This is a genomic window from Alteromonas sp. R7 (assembly GCF_055755235.1).
In genome coordinates, this window is the sequence record NZ_JBVTQX010000004.1 from 210,773 (window position 1) to 227,542 (window position 16,770).

At 43.8% G+C, this 16,770-nt stretch carries 11 protein-coding genes; 8 read left to right on the forward strand and 3 right to left on the reverse strand.

What is annotated here, in order from left to right; genetic code table 11:
* Positions 1-88: 88 nt before the first annotated feature.
* The 7 genes from AC0J2X_RS08560 to rmf all read left to right on the forward strand — a co-directional run bounded on the left by AC0J2X_RS08560 (position 89) and on the right by rmf (position 12,681).
* Positions 89-4,927 carry an NAD-glutamate dehydrogenase gene (locus AC0J2X_RS08560; protein WP_472995936.1) on the forward strand — a complete coding sequence of 1,613 codons (4,839 nt, stop codon included), beginning with the start codon at positions 89-91 and terminating at the stop codon, positions 4,925-4,927.
* Positions 4,928-5,093: 166 nt separating this feature from the next.
* Positions 5,094-6,101: a quinone-dependent dihydroorotate dehydrogenase gene (gene pyrD / locus AC0J2X_RS08565; RefSeq protein ID WP_014949553.1), complete on the forward strand. Its 1,008-nt coding sequence runs from the start codon at positions 5,094-5,096 to the stop codon at positions 6,099-6,101.
* 67 nt (positions 6,102-6,168) lie between these two features.
* Positions 6,169-8,265 carry a bifunctional 23S rRNA (guanine(2069)-N(7))-methyltransferase RlmK/23S rRNA (guanine(2445)-N(2))-methyltransferase RlmL gene (rlmKL, locus tag AC0J2X_RS08570; RefSeq protein ID WP_472995937.1) on the forward strand — a complete coding sequence of 699 codons (2,097 nt, stop codon included), beginning with the start codon at positions 6,169-6,171 and terminating at the stop codon, positions 8,263-8,265.
* The gene (locus tag AC0J2X_RS08575) at positions 8,262-8,495 is read left to right on the forward strand and encodes a glutaredoxin family protein (protein ID WP_014949555.1); all 234 of its coding nucleotides are present in this window, start codon (positions 8,262-8,264) and stop codon (positions 8,493-8,495) included. Before rlmKL ends, AC0J2X_RS08575 begins: the two co-directional genes overlap by 4 nt.
* A complete protein-coding gene (gene uup, locus AC0J2X_RS08580; RefSeq protein WP_014949556.1) occupies positions 8,492-10,432 on the forward strand; it encodes an ATP-binding cassette ATPase Uup in 1,941 nt (646 codons plus the stop codon). Before AC0J2X_RS08575 ends, uup begins: the two co-directional genes overlap by 4 nt.
* A gap of 12 nt (positions 10,433-10,444) precedes the next feature.
* On the forward strand, positions 10,445-12,202 hold the full coding sequence (locus tag AC0J2X_RS08585; RefSeq protein WP_061095051.1) for a DUF3466 family protein: 1,758 nt from the start codon (positions 10,445-10,447) through the stop codon (positions 12,200-12,202).
* Between the two features lie 302 nt (positions 12,203-12,504).
* A complete protein-coding gene (rmf, locus tag AC0J2X_RS08590) occupies positions 12,505-12,681 on the forward strand; it encodes a ribosome modulation factor (protein WP_014949558.1) in 177 nt (58 codons plus the stop codon).
* A gap of 101 nt (positions 12,682-12,782) precedes the next feature.
* Here rmf and fabA read toward each other — a convergent pair whose 3' ends face one another.
* Entirely contained in the window at positions 12,783-13,301 is a 519-nt protein-coding gene (gene fabA, locus AC0J2X_RS08595) for a bifunctional 3-hydroxydecanoyl-ACP dehydratase/trans-2-decenoyl-ACP isomerase (RefSeq protein ID WP_014949559.1), read from the reverse strand.
* Positions 13,302-13,509: 208 nt separating this feature from the next.
* On the opposite strand from fabA, the gene AC0J2X_RS08600 reads away from it, so the two are divergent.
* The gene (locus AC0J2X_RS08600; RefSeq protein WP_014976601.1) at positions 13,510-13,797 is read left to right on the forward strand and encodes a hypothetical protein; all 288 of its coding nucleotides are present in this window, start codon (positions 13,510-13,512) and stop codon (positions 13,795-13,797) included.
* Positions 13,798-13,802: 5 nt separating this feature from the next.
* On the opposite strand, the gene AC0J2X_RS08605 is transcribed toward AC0J2X_RS08600, so the two are convergent.
* Together AC0J2X_RS08605 and AC0J2X_RS08610 are read right to left on the reverse strand one after the other, a co-directional pair.
* The gene (locus tag AC0J2X_RS08605; RefSeq protein ID WP_472995938.1) at positions 13,803-15,434 is read right to left on the reverse strand and encodes a cryptochrome/deoxyribodipyrimidine photo-lyase family protein; all 1,632 of its coding nucleotides are present in this window, start codon (positions 15,432-15,434) and stop codon (positions 13,803-13,805) included.
* A gap of 16 nt (positions 15,435-15,450) precedes the next feature.
* Positions 15,451-16,758, reverse strand: coding sequence for a DASH family cryptochrome (locus tag AC0J2X_RS08610; protein ID WP_472995939.1), 1,308 nt, complete (start codon positions 16,756-16,758; stop codon positions 15,451-15,453).
* Positions 16,759-16,770: the final 12 nt, after the last annotated feature.

The following is a 16,770-nucleotide window of genomic DNA, read 5'->3' on the forward strand; positions in this document are numbered from 1 at the left end:
TTAGCGTCATTTATTAGAGAAAATAGTTAGGTACTCGGCACTTATACCAAGCTGGATTGGTATTACGACATTCAAAAAAGGTTAACAAATGACAGTCACCTCACAGCGACACTCAGTACTGCTAGACAATGTATTTGCACTTATCGACAAAAAAGTAGATACCAAGCAGAAGTCTCTTGTGCAGCAATTCGGACGTCTGTTGTATAAAAATATTTCAAGCGATGACCTAGAAAATCGCAACGACAGCGACCTTTATGGTGCAACACTTAGTTTATGGAATGGCTTGGCGAAGTTTGAACATACGTCGCCATACATACGCGTATTTAACCCGGAAATTGCCAAACACGGCTGGCACTCAAGCCACACAATTGTTGAGATTATTGTGTCGGATATGCCATTCTTGGTTGACTCGGTGCGCATGTTGCTAAATCGTTTGAACATCACCGCACATTTATTCCTTCACAGCCCAATTGGCATTAAGCGCGACAAAGCGAACAAAGTTGAAGCGTTTGCTGAGCCAGGTCAATCGCTTGAAGGTGCGAAAAAAGAAACGGTCATCTTTATCGAAATCGATAGACAAACATCGAAAAAAGATATCGATGCTCTAACACAAGAACTGCACTCTGTCGTTGATGAAGTTTCTCTGGCAGTTCAAGACTGGCAAGGCATGACAAATACCTTGCAAGACGTAATTAAAAACAATGGTAAATTTAACTGGCCTGTATCTGCAGAAGCCAAAAAGCAAACTAAAGCTTACTTAGAATGGTTAGGCGATCACAACTTCACAATGATGGGTTACCGTTATTATGACGTTAAAGCCATTGAAGGGGACCATAGATGGATCCCTCAAAACGACACCAGTTTAGGTTTGCTTAAAAACTCAGTAAACGACCGTGAGCGTTTGTTGTCTCGCTTGCCTGCGTCGGCCCGTGCGGAAGCGCTTAGCAAAAACCCATTGATTCTGACCAAAACAAATTCACGCGCGCGAGTACACCGTCCTGCATATATGGACTATGTAGGCGTGAAGGTGTTTAACAAAGAAGGTCAAGTTGTTGGTGAGCACCGCTTTTTAGGTTTGTATTCTGCCTCTTTCTATAACAACAGCGTAACTCAGCTTCCGATTTTACGTGAAAAAATCAAACGTATTTGTGAGCTATCTGGTTTCGAGCCCGGAACTCACGCATACAAAGCGTTTGCAAATATTATAGAAACCTACCCACGAGATGAGTTGCTACAAACGCCAGCAGAAGAGCTAGCGCAAATTGTGATGGGTATTTTTCAAATGCAAGAGCGTGGAATTTCACGTTTATTCATTCGAAAAGACATTTTTGGCCGCTTTTTCTCGTGCATGGTGTTTGTTCCAAGAGAGCGCTATAACACCCAGTTACGCAAAGAAACCCAAGCGCTACTTAAAGCGTCATTGGGCGCAACTGAAGAAGTGGAATTTACTACGTTCTTCTCAGAGTCTGTATATGCCCGTACGCATTACATTGCTAGAGTCAACGACAACAACGCGGAATTCGATGTGAAGGAAATAGAGCAAAACATTATTGAGTTGACCAAAACCTGGAATGACAGACTCGCGTCAGCTATTTCAGCGGCACACGGTGAGGCTTCGGGTAAAGCGTTGGAACGCAAATACAACAATGCTTTCTCTCGCAGCTATATGGAGCATAACCTACCGTCAGCAGCGCTTGTAGATATTGGCAAACTAGAGATGTTAGACGACAACCACACATTGGATATGTTGTTCTATCGTCCACAAGAAGAAGACGCTGACAGCCAAGTAGTTAAGCTTAAGCTTTTCCACCGCGCCGAGCCTATTCATTTGTCTGACGTGTTACCGATGCTTGAGAATTTTGGGTTACGCGTAATCGATGAAAGCCCTTATAAAGTCACGTGTTCAGAAGGTGAACGTAACTGGGTCATGGACTTCACCATGTTACATAAAAGTGGTCAGCACTTTGACATGGAAAACGCCCAGATTCTCTTTCAAGATGCCTTCGCCAAAGTGTGGTACAAGACACTAGAAGACGACGCGTTTAACCGTCTTATCCTTGGCGCGAATATGACTGGTCGTAAAGTTACGGTACTCCGTGCTTATGCTAAATACATGCGCCAGACCGGCAGTTCTTTCAGCCGTGACTACATCGCAAACACACTAGCTAACTATCCAGACATTGCTCGTTTACTCGTAGACTTTTTCGACCAGCGTTTTAATCCTAAGAAAAAGCGCAATGAGAAAAAAGAGGAAGGTATTCTTGAGACTATTAAGGAACAGTTAGACAACGTTAGTAACTTGGATGACGACCGAATTATTCGTCGTTATCTGGATATGATGTCTGCAACGTTACGTACAAACTTCTATCAGGTAGACGATGCCGGCAATGAAAAATCATATGTATCATTTAAGATGATGCCTGAACTCATTCCTGACATGCCATTACCACTGCCTAAGTTTGAAATTTTTGTTTACAGTCCTCGCGTTGAAGGTGTGCACCTGCGTGGCGGCAAAGTTGCCCGCGGCGGTCTTCGTTGGTCTGATAGACAAGAAGACTTCAGAACAGAAGTACTCGGCCTAGTAAAAGCGCAACAAGTTAAAAACACGGTGATCGTGCCGGTTGGTGCAAAAGGTGGTTTCGTTTGTAAGAACCTACCTGTAGGCGAAGGTCGCGCAGCTATTCAGGCTGAAGGCCAAGCATGCTATCGCACTTTCATCACCAGCTTGTTAGATATTACTGACAACATTGTAAATGGTGAAATTGTTCCTCCTAAGGATGTTGTTCGCCTTGATGATGATGACCCTTATTTGGTTGTTGCTGCAGATAAAGGCACTGCCACGTTCTCTGATATCGCAAACGGTATTGCGGAAGAGTTTGGGTTTTGGCTGGGCGATGCATTTGCATCTGGCGGTAGTATTGGATACGACCATAAGAAAATGGGTATTACTGCACGCGGCGGATGGGAGTCGGTTAAACGTCATTTCAGAGAAATTGGTATCGACTGTCAGACCACTGACTTTACCGCTGTTGGTGTGGGTGACATGGCAGGTGACGTATTCGGTAACGGTATGTTGCTATCAGAGCATACGCGACTAATCGCTGCGTTTAACCATTTACATATTTTCTTCGATCCAAGCCCAGATGCAGCAGCAAGTTATAAAGAGCGTCAACGCCTGTTTGAGAATCCAAGCCTAAGCTGGGAAGACTATGACAGTAAGCTGATTTCAAAAGGCGGAGGCGTATTTAGCCGCGCGTCTAAATCTATCAAGCTTACACCTGAAATGAAAAAGTGGTTAGGTACGCGTCAGCTAACGATGACGCCTAATGAGCTAATTCACAATATATTGAAAATGCCAGTCGACCTACTGTGGAACGGTGGAATCGGTACGTATATTAAGAGCAAGAAAGAATCTCACTCAGACGTAGGTGACCGTGCTAATGATGACTTACGCGTCAATGGTCGTGACGTACAAGCTAAAATTGTGGGCGAGGGCGGTAACTTAGGTCTAACGCAGTTAGGTCGTATTGAATATGCGTCTAACGGTGGCCGAGTTAACACTGACTTCATCGATAACGTAGGTGGGGTTGATTGCTCGGATAACGAAGTAAACATCAAAATCTTGCTTAACAGCCTAGTTAACGACGGTGAACTTACGCTTAAACAGCGTAATAAGTTGCTCTACGATATGACCGACGATGTAAGTCGAATTGTACTGAAAGACTGCTACCGTCAAACTCAGTCTATCTCTATTACTGAGTTAGCTGGCGTTAAGCAACTTAAAGAACAGCTTCGCTTTATCCACGGTCTTGAGCGTGAAGGTCAGCTAAACCGTGAATTGGAATTTATTCCAAGTGACGATGAGATTTCAGATCGCGTAGCCACGGATCAAGGTTTAACTCGCCCAGAGTTAAGCGTATTGATTGCGTACGGCAAAATGGTACTTAAAGATGCGCTTAATATTCCGGAAATTACTGACAATCCTTACCACGGTAAGTTGTTAGTAGAAGCCTTCCCTAAAGTGCTCCGCGAAAAATTCGCAACACACATGCAACAGCATCCGCTTAGAAGCGAAATTATTGCGACTAAGTTAACCAACAACATGGTTAACGACATGGGCCTTAACTTCGTGTTTAGAATGCAGGAAGAAACTGGCGCAAGTGTGAGCGAAATTGCTGACGCATACGCAATTGTTCACGGTATCTTTAACATGAAGACGCTGTGGGAGCGCATCGAACAACTGGATAACGTTATTCCAGCTCAGCTACAGCTTAAAATGTTAGATGAAGCACGTAGAATTATGCGTCGCGCTTCGCGCTGGTATATTCGCCACGGTAATAAGACGCAATCCATTGAAGAAGCCATCGCGAGCTACCGTGGTACCTTCGATATTTTATCGAAGAACCTGCAAAACTACTTGGTTAAAAGCGAATTTACTCAGCTTGAAAACGCCACGCAGAAATATATTGATAAGGGTGTACCAGAAGACATCGCTTATCAGGTTGCAAGCTTCTCTAACATGTTCTCTAGCTTTGACCTTGCGCAAATCGTTGAAGCAGATAAGCATGATACCGATGTAGTCGCTAAGCTTTACTATCAGCTAGGTTCTCGTTTAGAGCTTCACTGGTTCTTAGATCAGATAAACAACCAGGCGGTAAGCAACCACTGGCAAGCGTTAGCTCGCGCCTCGTATCGTGAAGAGTTAGATTGGCAGCAGCGTTCCATTGCAGCAAATCTTTTAGCTTCTCGCGCAGACGTAAGTAGTGCAGATCAAATTCTTGATGAGTGGATTGAAAGCAATCAGGTCCTACTTAAGCGCTGGTATCACATGATGTCTGAGTTTAAGACCAGTACAACGCACGAATTTGCGAAATTTTCTGTCGCTTTACGTGAATTGATGCTTTTAAGCGTGAAGTCTAACCATTAGAATACTCGCACCTTAATGATTTAAGCCCTGTTTATCAGGGCTTTTTATTGGCCAACTGAACATTACTGTACATTTTTTCAGCATCGCTTGTAAATGCAAACCTCATACAAGCGCAATATACGTTGATGATCAACAGGCCCTTAATTAGCGAGCGGTAAAAATAACCATGCAATCTCTAGTGCAAAAATTCTTGCTTCAGTGTGAACCTGAAAAAAGTCACGATTTCACCATTAACTGGTTAAACAAGACCCAACATACACCGCTGAAATGGATGTACAGCACACCGACGATAAAAAAGCCCGTTACCGTTGCCGGCATGACCTTCGATAATCCGGTAGGACTTGCCGCCGGTCTTGATAAGAACGGCGATTGTATTGATGCATTTGCCAGCATGGGATTTGGTTTTGTTGAGATAGGCACGGTAACGCCTCGTCCGCAGCCAGGAAACCCAAAACCTCGTTTATTCAGAATTCCGGAAAAGCACGCCATTATTAATCGCATGGGATTTAATAATAAAGGTGTTGATCATCTTGTCGAACAAGTGAAAAAGGCTCAGTTTAAAGGGCCTATTGGTATTAATATTGGTAAAAATAAAGATACCGAAGAAGCGAATGCGCTCGACGATTACCTGATTTGTTTAAACAAAGTTTATCCTTACGCAAGCTACGTCACTATTAACATTTCGTCACCGAACACACCTGGCCTAAGAAACCTTCAATACGGTGAAGCGCTCGATAAGCTGTTAGTTGGCCTAAAAGCAGCACAGGAAACGCTAACGCAAACCCACGGTAAATATGTACCGCTGTTCATTAAAATAGCGCCAGATTTGAGCGATGTGGAAATTGACAGTATCGCTGCCTCGCTAATTAACAGCAAAATGGATGGCGTAATTGCTACTAATACGACACTTTCACGTGATGCCGTTGCCGGATTACAGCACGCTGAGGAAATGGGCGGTTTAAGTGGCTCAGTTATGACAGATATGAGCTTAGAAGTAACACGCAAGCTAAACAAAGCACTTGACCGCGCTATTCCTATTATTGGCGTTGGTGGTATTGACTCACCCGAAGCGGCACAAGCACGCTTGGACGCTGGCGCATCACTGGTGCAGGTCTACTCGGCTTTTATTTATCAAGGCCCATCGCTCGTTAAACGCATCGTAAACGCGTTATAATATACCCAAACCAATCTCTCGTGTACGTGCTTTTTCTTAGGCACGTACATCAAAAACAGGTACATGAATGAATACTATTCTGGTTACGACCAGTCGCGGTCTTGACGAACTATTAAAACAAGAAGTGCTACGCCTTTGCCCTGATGCGCAAGTTAAGCAAGGGCCTGGCACTATTCAGTTTGAAGGCTCAAAAGAGGATGCGTATAAACTTTGCTTATGGTCACGCTTAGCTAACCGCGTAATTTGGGTGCTTGCATCAGGTAAAGCAGGCGATGCAGATGCACTGTATAACACGGCTATGGGTATTGACTGGCAAATGCAGATGGATTCACGTTATACCTTATCTGTACAGTTTATCGGCACAAACTTTGCCATAAAAAACACTCAATTTGGTGCGGTTCGTGTTAAAGACGCCATAGTAGATTCATTCGTAGAGCAAGGCTTACCGCGCCCATCAGTAGAACGAAAGAGCCCTGATATTTCTGTGTATGCAAGACTACATCGCGATAATGTAATTTTAGGCATAGATTTAGCAGGGGCAAGTCTGCACCAACGCGCATACCGACAAGAAACCGGTGACGCGCCGCTTAAAGAGCATATCGCAAGCGCAATGCTAATGCGTAGTGGATGGACAGAGAATACCGATGCGCCATTGGTCGACCTAATGTGTGGCTCGGGCACCATCGCGATTGAGGCAGCCTACATCGCTCGCAATATTGCGCCAGGTATAAAGCGTATGTATTGGGGCTTTACTAAGTGGCTCGGCCACGAAGAGAAGCTTTGGGATGATTTGGTAGAACAAGCTATTTCCGTTCAGAAGCCAAGCTGCAGTGGTATTTACGCGGGTGATTTCAGCCGTAAAATGGTAGCCATTGCGAAAGCCAACGCTGATTTTGCTGGCGTATTTAACGATATTTCGTTCTCACAGCAAGACGCAACAAAATCTTCTCCTCCCGTTTCCACACCAGGCTACGTCGTTTCAAACCCTCCTTACGGAGAACGTTTGGGCGAGCTAACATCGTTGATACCGCTATTTAGTGATTGGGGTAAGCGTTTTAAAGAAGCCTGGAAGGGATGGCATGTGTCGCTTCTTAGCAGCAATCGTGATTTGCTTCGGGTTTTAAAGCTTCGCGCCACCAAAGACTATGCCATGAATAACGGTAAGCTGGAATGTCGTTTAGCGAATTATGTGTTGGATGAAGAAAACACGGTACAGTTTAGCGAGGACGCTAGCAACCACGAGTTTGCCAATCGTTTGAAGAAAAACCTCAAACGCATGAAAGGCTGGATCAAGAACGCTAACACTAACTGTTACCGCATATACGATGCTGACCTGCCAGATTATAACGTTGCCGTAGATAGATATGGTGACTGGCTGGTCGTTCAAGAATACGCGCCGCCAAAAACGGTTTCTGAAGATAAAGCACGCAAGCGTCTGCAAGAAGTCTTGCTTCATTTGCCAGCAGTAACAGGTGTTTCACCAAAACAGATAGCGCTTAAAGTGCGTAGCCAACAAAAAGGTACAAAACAGTACGAGAAAATTAATCAGACTGGCGACATGATGGAAGTGTTTGAAAATGGCGCTCGTTTCCTGGTTAACCTTACTGACTACTTGGACACAGGCCTTTTCTTAGATCACCGTAATACCCGCCAAAAAGTGCAGGCGTTGTCCCAAGGTAAAGACGTTCTTAACTTGTTTTCATATACGGGTAGTGTGTCGGTATTCGCCGCTAAAGGTGGCGCAAAGTCTGTAACGACAGTGGATATGTCTAATACTTATTTAGAGTGGGCAAAGAAGAACGTAGCGCTGAACAAACTCACTGCGCCTCATGCTTTTATTCAAGCTGACTGCACCACTTGGTTAGGCACGCATAAAGGCAAATACGACTTAATTTTTATCGACCCACCTTCATTTTCGAATTCAAAGCGTATGCAAAATACGTGGGATGTGCAGCGCGACCACGTAAAAATGCTTACCGATGCTAAAGCGTGCTTAAAAGAGCAGGGGATCATCATCTTCTCTAACAACAAGCGTGGCTTTAAGCTAGACGAATCAGCCATCAGTGAACTGGGCTTGTCAGTAGACAATATTACCAAAGACACTATTCCAGAAGATTTTGCACGTAAAGGCAACATCCATCAGTGCTGGGTGCTAGGCTCATGAAAATTTATTTTTACACCGGGCCGCAATGTAGCCTGTGCGACTTAGCCGATGTTGAGCTTCAACAAACGTCTATGTTTTCATCGCTTAATATAGAGAAGGTTAACATTCGCACTAGCACTGAGCTTTATCATTTGTACGGTGCAAGGATCCCCGTTTTGAAACGGGCAGATAATGAAAAAGAAATCGGCTGGCCTTTTAATACCGCCGATTTAGAGGAGTTTCTTCAGTGAGCATTTTGCAGTTAAAAAACATCACTGTTATTTATGGGAATCCGCCGCTGTTAGACGGTGTCGAACTGGTTGTACAGCCTAAAGAGCGCGTTTGCCTAGTAGGTCGCAACGGTAGTGGTAAATCAACGCTAATGAAAGTTATTGCTGGCGATATTATTGCCGACGATGGGCAGCGTATAATTGAAAATAATACGGTCATTGCGCGCTTAGAGCAGGACCCGCCTCAAACCACCGATGTGACGCTTTTTGACTATGTTGCCGAAGGCTTATCTGACGTAGGTGAAACACTGAAAGCCTACTTTCATCAAACCCGTATCGTTGGTGAAGATCCAAGCGAATCAAATTTAAATAAATTACAGCGACTACAAGAACAGTTAGAAGCCAGAGACGCGTGGCAGTTTGAACAGCAAATTGAACAGACGCTCACCATGCTAAAGCTAGACCCTGAGATATCGCTATCTACTCTTTCTGGGGGATGGCGTAGAAAAGCAGCGCTAGCTCGTGCGCTTGTTCGACAGCCGGATTTGCTCCTGTTAGACGAACCAACTAACCACCTCGATATTGAAATGATCCGCTGGCTTGAATCCAGCTTGAGTAATTACCAAGGCGCAATTGTGTTTGTGAGCCACGACCGTGCGTTTATACGTGCCATGGCTACGCGAATTATTGATCTAGACCGCGGCTCGGTTACGAGCTATCCGGGTAACTACGAAACTTATTTAGAAAAGAAGCAGCACGATTTAGAGGTTGAAGCTTCACAAAACGCTGAGTTTGATAAAAAACTAGCGCAAGAAGAGGTATGGATTCGTCAGGGCATTAAAGCCCGCCGTACCCGCAACGAAGGCCGAGTAAGAGCGCTAAAAAAACTACGCGAGGAGCGTAAAGCGAGAAGAGCGGTTCAGGGCAATGCGGTTGTCAATCAACACCAGGGCGCGCGCTCTGGAAAGATGGTGTTTGAAGTAAAAGACTTAAGCTATAGCATTGAAGGCAAGCCTATTGTTAAAGGGTTAAACCTTAATGTTTTGCGTGGTGACAAGCTTGCTCTCATTGGTCCTAATGGTAGCGGTAAAAGTACGCTTATCAAGCTTCTACTCGGCGAACTCCAGCCCGATAGCGGCAACTGCAAACAAGGCACTAACCTTGAAGTTGCTTACTTTGACCAGCACCGCCACGGGCTGGATTTAGAAAAGTCTGTGATAGACGCGGTAGGCGACGGTAAACGCGATCTGATGGTAAATGGCCACCCACGCCATGTGATCAGCTATTTACAAGATTACTTGTTTACGCCTGAACGCGTTAATGCACCGGTTAAGTCGCTATCAGGTGGAGAAAAAAACCGCCTGATGCTAGCAAAACTGATGCTTAAACCGAGCAACGTTTTGGTGCTGGATGAGCCTACCAATGACTTAGACGTTGAAACCTTGGAAATGCTCGAAACCTTACTCAACGAATATACCGGCACCGTGCTTTTAGTCAGTCACGATAGGGAATTTGTTGATAACGTAGCAAATAGTAGCGTGGTATTCGAGGGTAATGGAATGCTTCGCGAATTTATTGGGGGTTTCACTGACGTAGAAAACTGGTATAAAGAGCAACAGGAAAAACGTCAGCAAATCGAAAAGGAAGAAAAAGCCAAGGTAAAGAATGAAACTAATTCAGCTTCAGACAGTCCTAGTGCTAAGTCTTCTCCCCGTAAGACGAAAAAGCTATCATACAAAGACCAGCGTGAACTTGAGTCCTTACCGAAAGAACTAGAAACACTTGAGGAAGAGCTTGAGGCTATGCAAGAAAAAGTGAACGACCCGGACTTTTTCAAACAAGACAGTGACATTACTGCCAAGGCATTAGCCGAGTTGGCAGATAAAGAAGAATTACTTTCCCAGAAATATGCGCGCTGGGATGAACTAGAAAGTATGCTGGAAGATAATCAGCAGTAAATAGGATTTTAAATGAAACGAACTCAGCTTGCCGCCGCCGTTCTGTTGGCAACAGGAAGTGTTTCGGCATTCGCCGCGACCTATTCAGTGACGCCTCTTCCTTTACAGGATACCGCTAGAAACAATTTTGCTCGTTCGATTGATAACTCAGGCAAAATGTTGTCTGTCGTTCAACTGGAGTTCAATCCACCAATCGACGCAGAGCAGCTTGAAGAAGACACGACTTTTTTTGACCAGTTCGGTGAGAGTCTAGAAAACGAAGATGACGCACGCCAGGGTGTTTTTACAGACATAGACTACACCACGGTAGTAAACTATCTTCTATCGAACCCAAATCTTACAACGGGACAGAAGCTAGCGTCGTATAGAACCTATGCAACCGACACTCAAGATATATCATTAGTACCAGGTCTTGATGAAGTTACAGACAAATTTGATGACTATACGCGATCTGTTGAATCGACTGGTCGTGACAGCTTGAACGGTAACTTTATTGTCGGTGATTCTTCGGGACTGGTTGTTCTAGACCCATATGAGAACGAAGATGGCGATACATTAAACTACACGTATCCAGAGTCAGCACAACAAGCCTTTGTTCAAGCATCTGGAGAGACTAAAGTACTTCCAGCTGTTGATGACACTGTAGGAGGGTTCTCTTCAGCTCGAGCAATAAACGCAAACTTACAGGTTGCAGGTTTCAGTACTGTTAGTTTCCGCGATGATGTTGCCGATGCTGTTGAAACGTGTACAGACGATGAGTCTCGTGGTGACACATCTGAAGGTCGCTGCCTGTTTACTATTTATAATGGCGATTTTGCTGTTCCACGTATTTCTAGCTACTTCATTAATTCATCTACAAATTACTTACCGAGCTTCGTATTGCTGTCTGAGGTTAACGCTACCATTTGGCAGATCGATGTCAACGGCGATGTAATCAGCACCGATACCTACCCGTTATTATTTGAACCTGATGAAGACGATACACGCCACTATTTCACGTATGCCTATGACATAAATAACCAAGGTATCGCAGTCGGTGAAGGCCTTACCGGAGATCGCATTACGATAACGCGCCCAAATACATCAGGCAGGACTGAAAGTGAACGAGTTGCAACGGTTTTCAGAGACGGTGAAACCATTGAACTTCTTCCACGCGAAGAAAATATCATTAGCCAGGCTATCGCAATTAATGATGAAAATTGGGTGACGGGTGCAGTGCTTCGTTCACAAAGCGATATCGCACGCTCTCGTTTGTTTGTATACAACCTTGATACCCAAGAACAGCATTACCCTGATGGCTTCTTCGTGAGTGCTGGTGTGACTGCGAATGCCATTAACAATAATAATATCGTAGTGGGTAAGGCAGACGTGGATGCAACGAGTGATACGCTTCGCGATACAGCGGCATTTATGTACAACATTGATACTGAAGAGTTTACTAACTTAAATGATTTAGTCTCTTGTGATAACCCATATGAGCTAATTGAAGCAGTAGATATCAACGATGATAATGAGATCATTGCGAATGCGAGAATTAAAGCTACGAACAAGTATGTAACGGGTAACGATATAATTAATTCAGACGGTGAAACAGAAGAAATCGACTCCGTAGTGGCGGTTAAACTGTCTCCGTTATCGAATGGTTCCATAGATGAATGTGAAATTCCTGAAGACGAACAGCCCTATGAGCGAAAAGGAGCTGCAACAGGTTTACTCGCATTTTTTGGTCTATTTGCTGCAGTATTTATGCGTAGACGTATTAAGAAATAGCTGACCATTTGGACAATATGTAATCAATATTAAAAGAGCCACCTATGCGTGGCTTTTTTTATGCCTAAAAAACGTAAAAAAAGACATATTTATGCATAAAAAATGTAACATAAATTTCATAGAAACTTCATTTATTTAAATTTTGTCAAGCCCTTTTATTTTTTATTTTTCTTGAACCATTTAGTTAATTGCACTATCACAGTATTGTACGCAATCACTTTTCCGGCACTATCAACCGAAATGATGTAGAGCGCTCGAGAAAATGATTTGTTGTACTTTCAACAAACAAAAGAGGCTAATCAATGAAAAGACAAAAAAGAGATAAACTGACACGCGCCCATTCGAAAGGCTATCAAGCTGGCATTAGCGGTCGTTCAAAGGAAAATTGTCCATTTCAGCAAAACGATGCACGTTCACAGTGGTTAGGTGGATGGCGCGAGGCAGTAGAAGACAGACACTTAGGTTTAAGTGTTAAATAACACTTCTCTTTTATGAACTGATTATGCAAAAAGGAAAGCCCCTGAAAAGGGGCTTTTTTGTTGGTCAACGTTAGTTGACCTTATAGCTCTATAAAGGCAGTTTAGAAGTTTGAGGTATCTTGGAACAAGCCAACTTTCAAATCTTTCGCTACGTAAATCTCACGGCCATCAACTTCTACTGAACCATCTGCCATACCCATGAAGAGTTTACGCTTTATCACGCGCTTCATCGTGATCTTATACGTTACCTTCTTAGCGGTTGGAAGGATTTGACCGGTAAATTTAACTTCACCTACACCTAAAGCTCGGCCTTTACCAGGGCCGCCGCTCCAACCTAAGAAGAAACCAACTAACTGCCACATCGCGTCTAGGCCTAGGCATCCCGGCATTACCGGATCACCTGGGAAGTGACAATCAAAAAACCATAAATCGGGGGTAATATCTAATTCAGCGATAATTTCGCCTTTCCCATGCTCACCGCCATCTTCTGTAATTGAAACTACGCGATCCATCATTAACATGTTAGGTGCGGGAAGTTGACTGTTACCTGGGCCAAACATTTCACCACGGCTACACGCCAATAAATCTTCTTTGTTAAAACTATTTTTCTTCTCTGACATTCCCAACTCGTTGCTGTTATTAAAGTGACGCTGCTAATTTAGCGAACAGTTGTACGCCAAACAACTCTGAACAGTCATTTTTCTGAAGAAAAACGCATGCTAATATAGGTTTAGCAACATTGGCTTGTACAAACATCGTTCTATACGTGTGGTTTTTGTACGACTTCTAAATACAAGCTCTACAGTAACGTAACATTGTGTGAAAACTATGACAGAACAAACAACGAAAAAAAGCATTAAAAAGAGTGCCGCAGATAGAGCTAAAGCCAACGCTGATAAACAACGAAGGTTCAGAGAAAGGCAAAAAGACGCAGGTAAGAAACTTGTAAGAGGCTATGTTAGCCCTGAAGCAAAGGCGTGTTATGACGAAATACGCGACAAGACTGGCTGGACTGACAGTGAAGCTATGTCAAATGCCATGCGGCTTATGTACGCAGCTTACAAATGTGGGCAAATTAAACTACTGAATGAATGGCTTCGCAAAAATAACCGTTAGCCGGTTTATTTAATTTTTGTTTTCAGCCATGCACGACTTGGACTATTTTGCATGGTGTGGCGTTTAACAATACGATGCGCCTCTTTAACCACATCATCTCGCTCGCGATAGTCCCATAAGCGCTTTGCCGTGATGCGATTATTCTCTGTTATATCAACGAGCGGTTCAACGTAGTCGCGTTCAACGTCAAAATCTAACATTTGCGCTTCTAGGGGCGGCAATAAGTGAGGGGCGTGAACAGCTTCACTGGGTAATTTAGCAAGTTCTGGCACCCACTTCTTAATGAATACACCTTCAGGATCTAATTTTGAAGATTGTGTTGCAGGGTTGTATAACCGCACGGTGTGAATGCCGGTTACGCTAGCCTGCATCTGTATTTGGGGGTAATGAATACCTGGCTCAAAATCTAAGAACTGTGTTGCCAAATAATGCGCTGCCTTTAGCCAGTGTACATTTAGGTGATGACACAGAAAACTGGTTACCATGGCACGCATTCGAAAGTTTAAGTACCCGGTATACTTAAGTGCTCGCATGCAGGCATCTACCAACGGATAGCCGGTCAATCCCATTGTCCAAAGGTAAAAGCGACGCTCGGCTTCTGGGCCATCTATAAACGGAAAGTATTCGTATCCACTATTCATTGGTCGCCATTCAATACTGTGTTCGCTCTCAAATTTTTGAATAAAGTGGCAGTGCCAATGTAACCGAGACGTTAAAGCGGCTAGGGCGCGACTCCACTGTTTTCTATCAGAATTCGGCAGTAATTTTTTCGTCTGCTTTTGATGTTGGACGCTTTGGTAAACTTGCTTAATTGATAGATTTCCCCATGCCAAGTAGGGACTTAAACGAGAACATGCCCGTCTTGCATATTCCGGCTTAGAAATATGTTGATGGTAGTATTGTCCTCTAGCATCGAAAAAATCTTTTAATACTTGCCAAGCACGCCTTTCACCGCCTGGCTGCATCTTGTTTAATTTTTTTAACTTGTCTAAAACATCCTGCCGATAATAATTCGCTTTCTCGTTACAATGAGTGCCGGTTTGACTAGTAATATGAAAATCAAACAGACCAAGCTCATCTAAATTTTTGCAAGCAGTATTGATGTTGTTGTGCTGGGTCCAGTCGACCCAATTAACGCTGTTTATATCAATATCATAGGTTTTCGTTGTAAAGTGACGATCCCAGTTTTGCTGCCATTGCTCACGGTGAGGCAAACCACGCATCACTGCGCCATACTGGGACTCAATATGGTTTATTTTCTTTTTCTTCAAATAGTTAATTACTGAAATATCACGGTTATGCGTAACGCTCAACCCTATTTCTTGGTAACTCCTAACCGCTGAAATGGCGTAGTGCTGGGCAATAAGTTCGAGCGCATCAATAACTTCACAGTGTAAGGTCAGTAAACGGGCGTCTGAAGGCAACTGGGCGTTAATGTCGTCGATACTTTGCTGGATAAATTGCCAATGACGTATGTCCATATGCGGGTCGGCTATAAGGGAAGGTTCCCAACAAAAAAGCGGAAGAATGTTTTCGTTTTTTTCAACTGCACGGTAGAGAGGCTCGTGGTCTCGAAGACGAAGGTCACGTTTAAACCATATGACAGTGACAGATTGTTTAGAATGTACTGGAACCATACGACGAACTAACTAACTACAACCACTTTTCACGAAATTGGCCGTCCGAATCATAAATCTCAGTCTGCTTTTGAAGGTTGAACTGTCTGTGGCCGCGAGGGTCGCTTCCAACACCAGCTAAGTAAAGCCAATTGCCCCAATTACTCCCCACATCGTAATCGATTAATTGATGCTCAAACCACGCTGCACCGTATCGCCAGTCCTGCCTTAGTTCGTGAACAAAACAGCTCGCAACCAGTTGCCTGCCTCGGTTTGACATATAGCCAGTTTCAGCGAGTTGTCGCATGCAAGCATCGACTATCGGGTAACTAGTTTTTCCTTCGCACCATAACGCAAAGGTTTCCGGACAATGCTGTGTCGACGGCTTTTTACCCTGGATACCGCTAAAACGAAACCAATTGGCCCCGTATTTACACTGTAACCAATGAAAAAATTCGCGCCAAAGTAATTCAAAGTATATCCAATAAGTGGAATCGTTTTTTTCAACGGTTGCTTCAAACTGTTGAACTTGCCGAATGACTTCCCGTGCAGACAGCGACCCGTTCGCTAACCAGGCCGAAAGCTTGGTACTGTCTTGCCAAGTATCTAAAGCGTTCCTTGTGTCTTTGTACGTTGCTGCAGCTTTCCAATCGAAGAGATAAGTATTTAAATGCGTCAGCGCTGCTGTTTCACCTCCAACAAACGATGATTGAGACGGGCTTGGTAAATCAGTATCAATGGCGAATAAAAAAGACTCATCTAATTGCGGTGTAAAAGGGCTTGGTAAGCTTTCCATGGGTGGATGGACAGATAATGGCTTACAGTGCTTTTCCACTTTTCTGCGAAACGGACTAAAAACGTCGGGCATCTCTTCGATGTTGAAAGGAAGGGTTTGAGCATCAAATAAGCCAAACGTCGGAGTTTCTATTACTGTTACCGAATCGAAAAAGCGCTTTACTGTATTTAATTGTGCTCTCTCATCAAAACCACAGTGCTCGCTTACCCCAAGGTGAGAATATTGTCCGGACTTCATCAATTGAACTAAACACTCAGCAGGGTCGCCTTTGACAATGAGCAAATCATGTCCGAGCTTAGCTAATTGCCGTTTTAAATCCACAAGTGTTTGAAACAGGAATGTGTGCCTATGTTTCCCCATAGGCGCAAAACCATATGTCGTAGGTGTAAACGCTTTATCATCAAGAATATAAAGAAAAGTAACCTGCTGAACTGCTTCACACAGCGCAGAAATAGCAGCATTATCGTGAAGTCTAAGGTCATGTCGAAACCAATATAAACCTCGTTGATTGTTGTTCGTACGTTTTGATTGTTGGTGGTGATTTATCATACTAATTTTGAG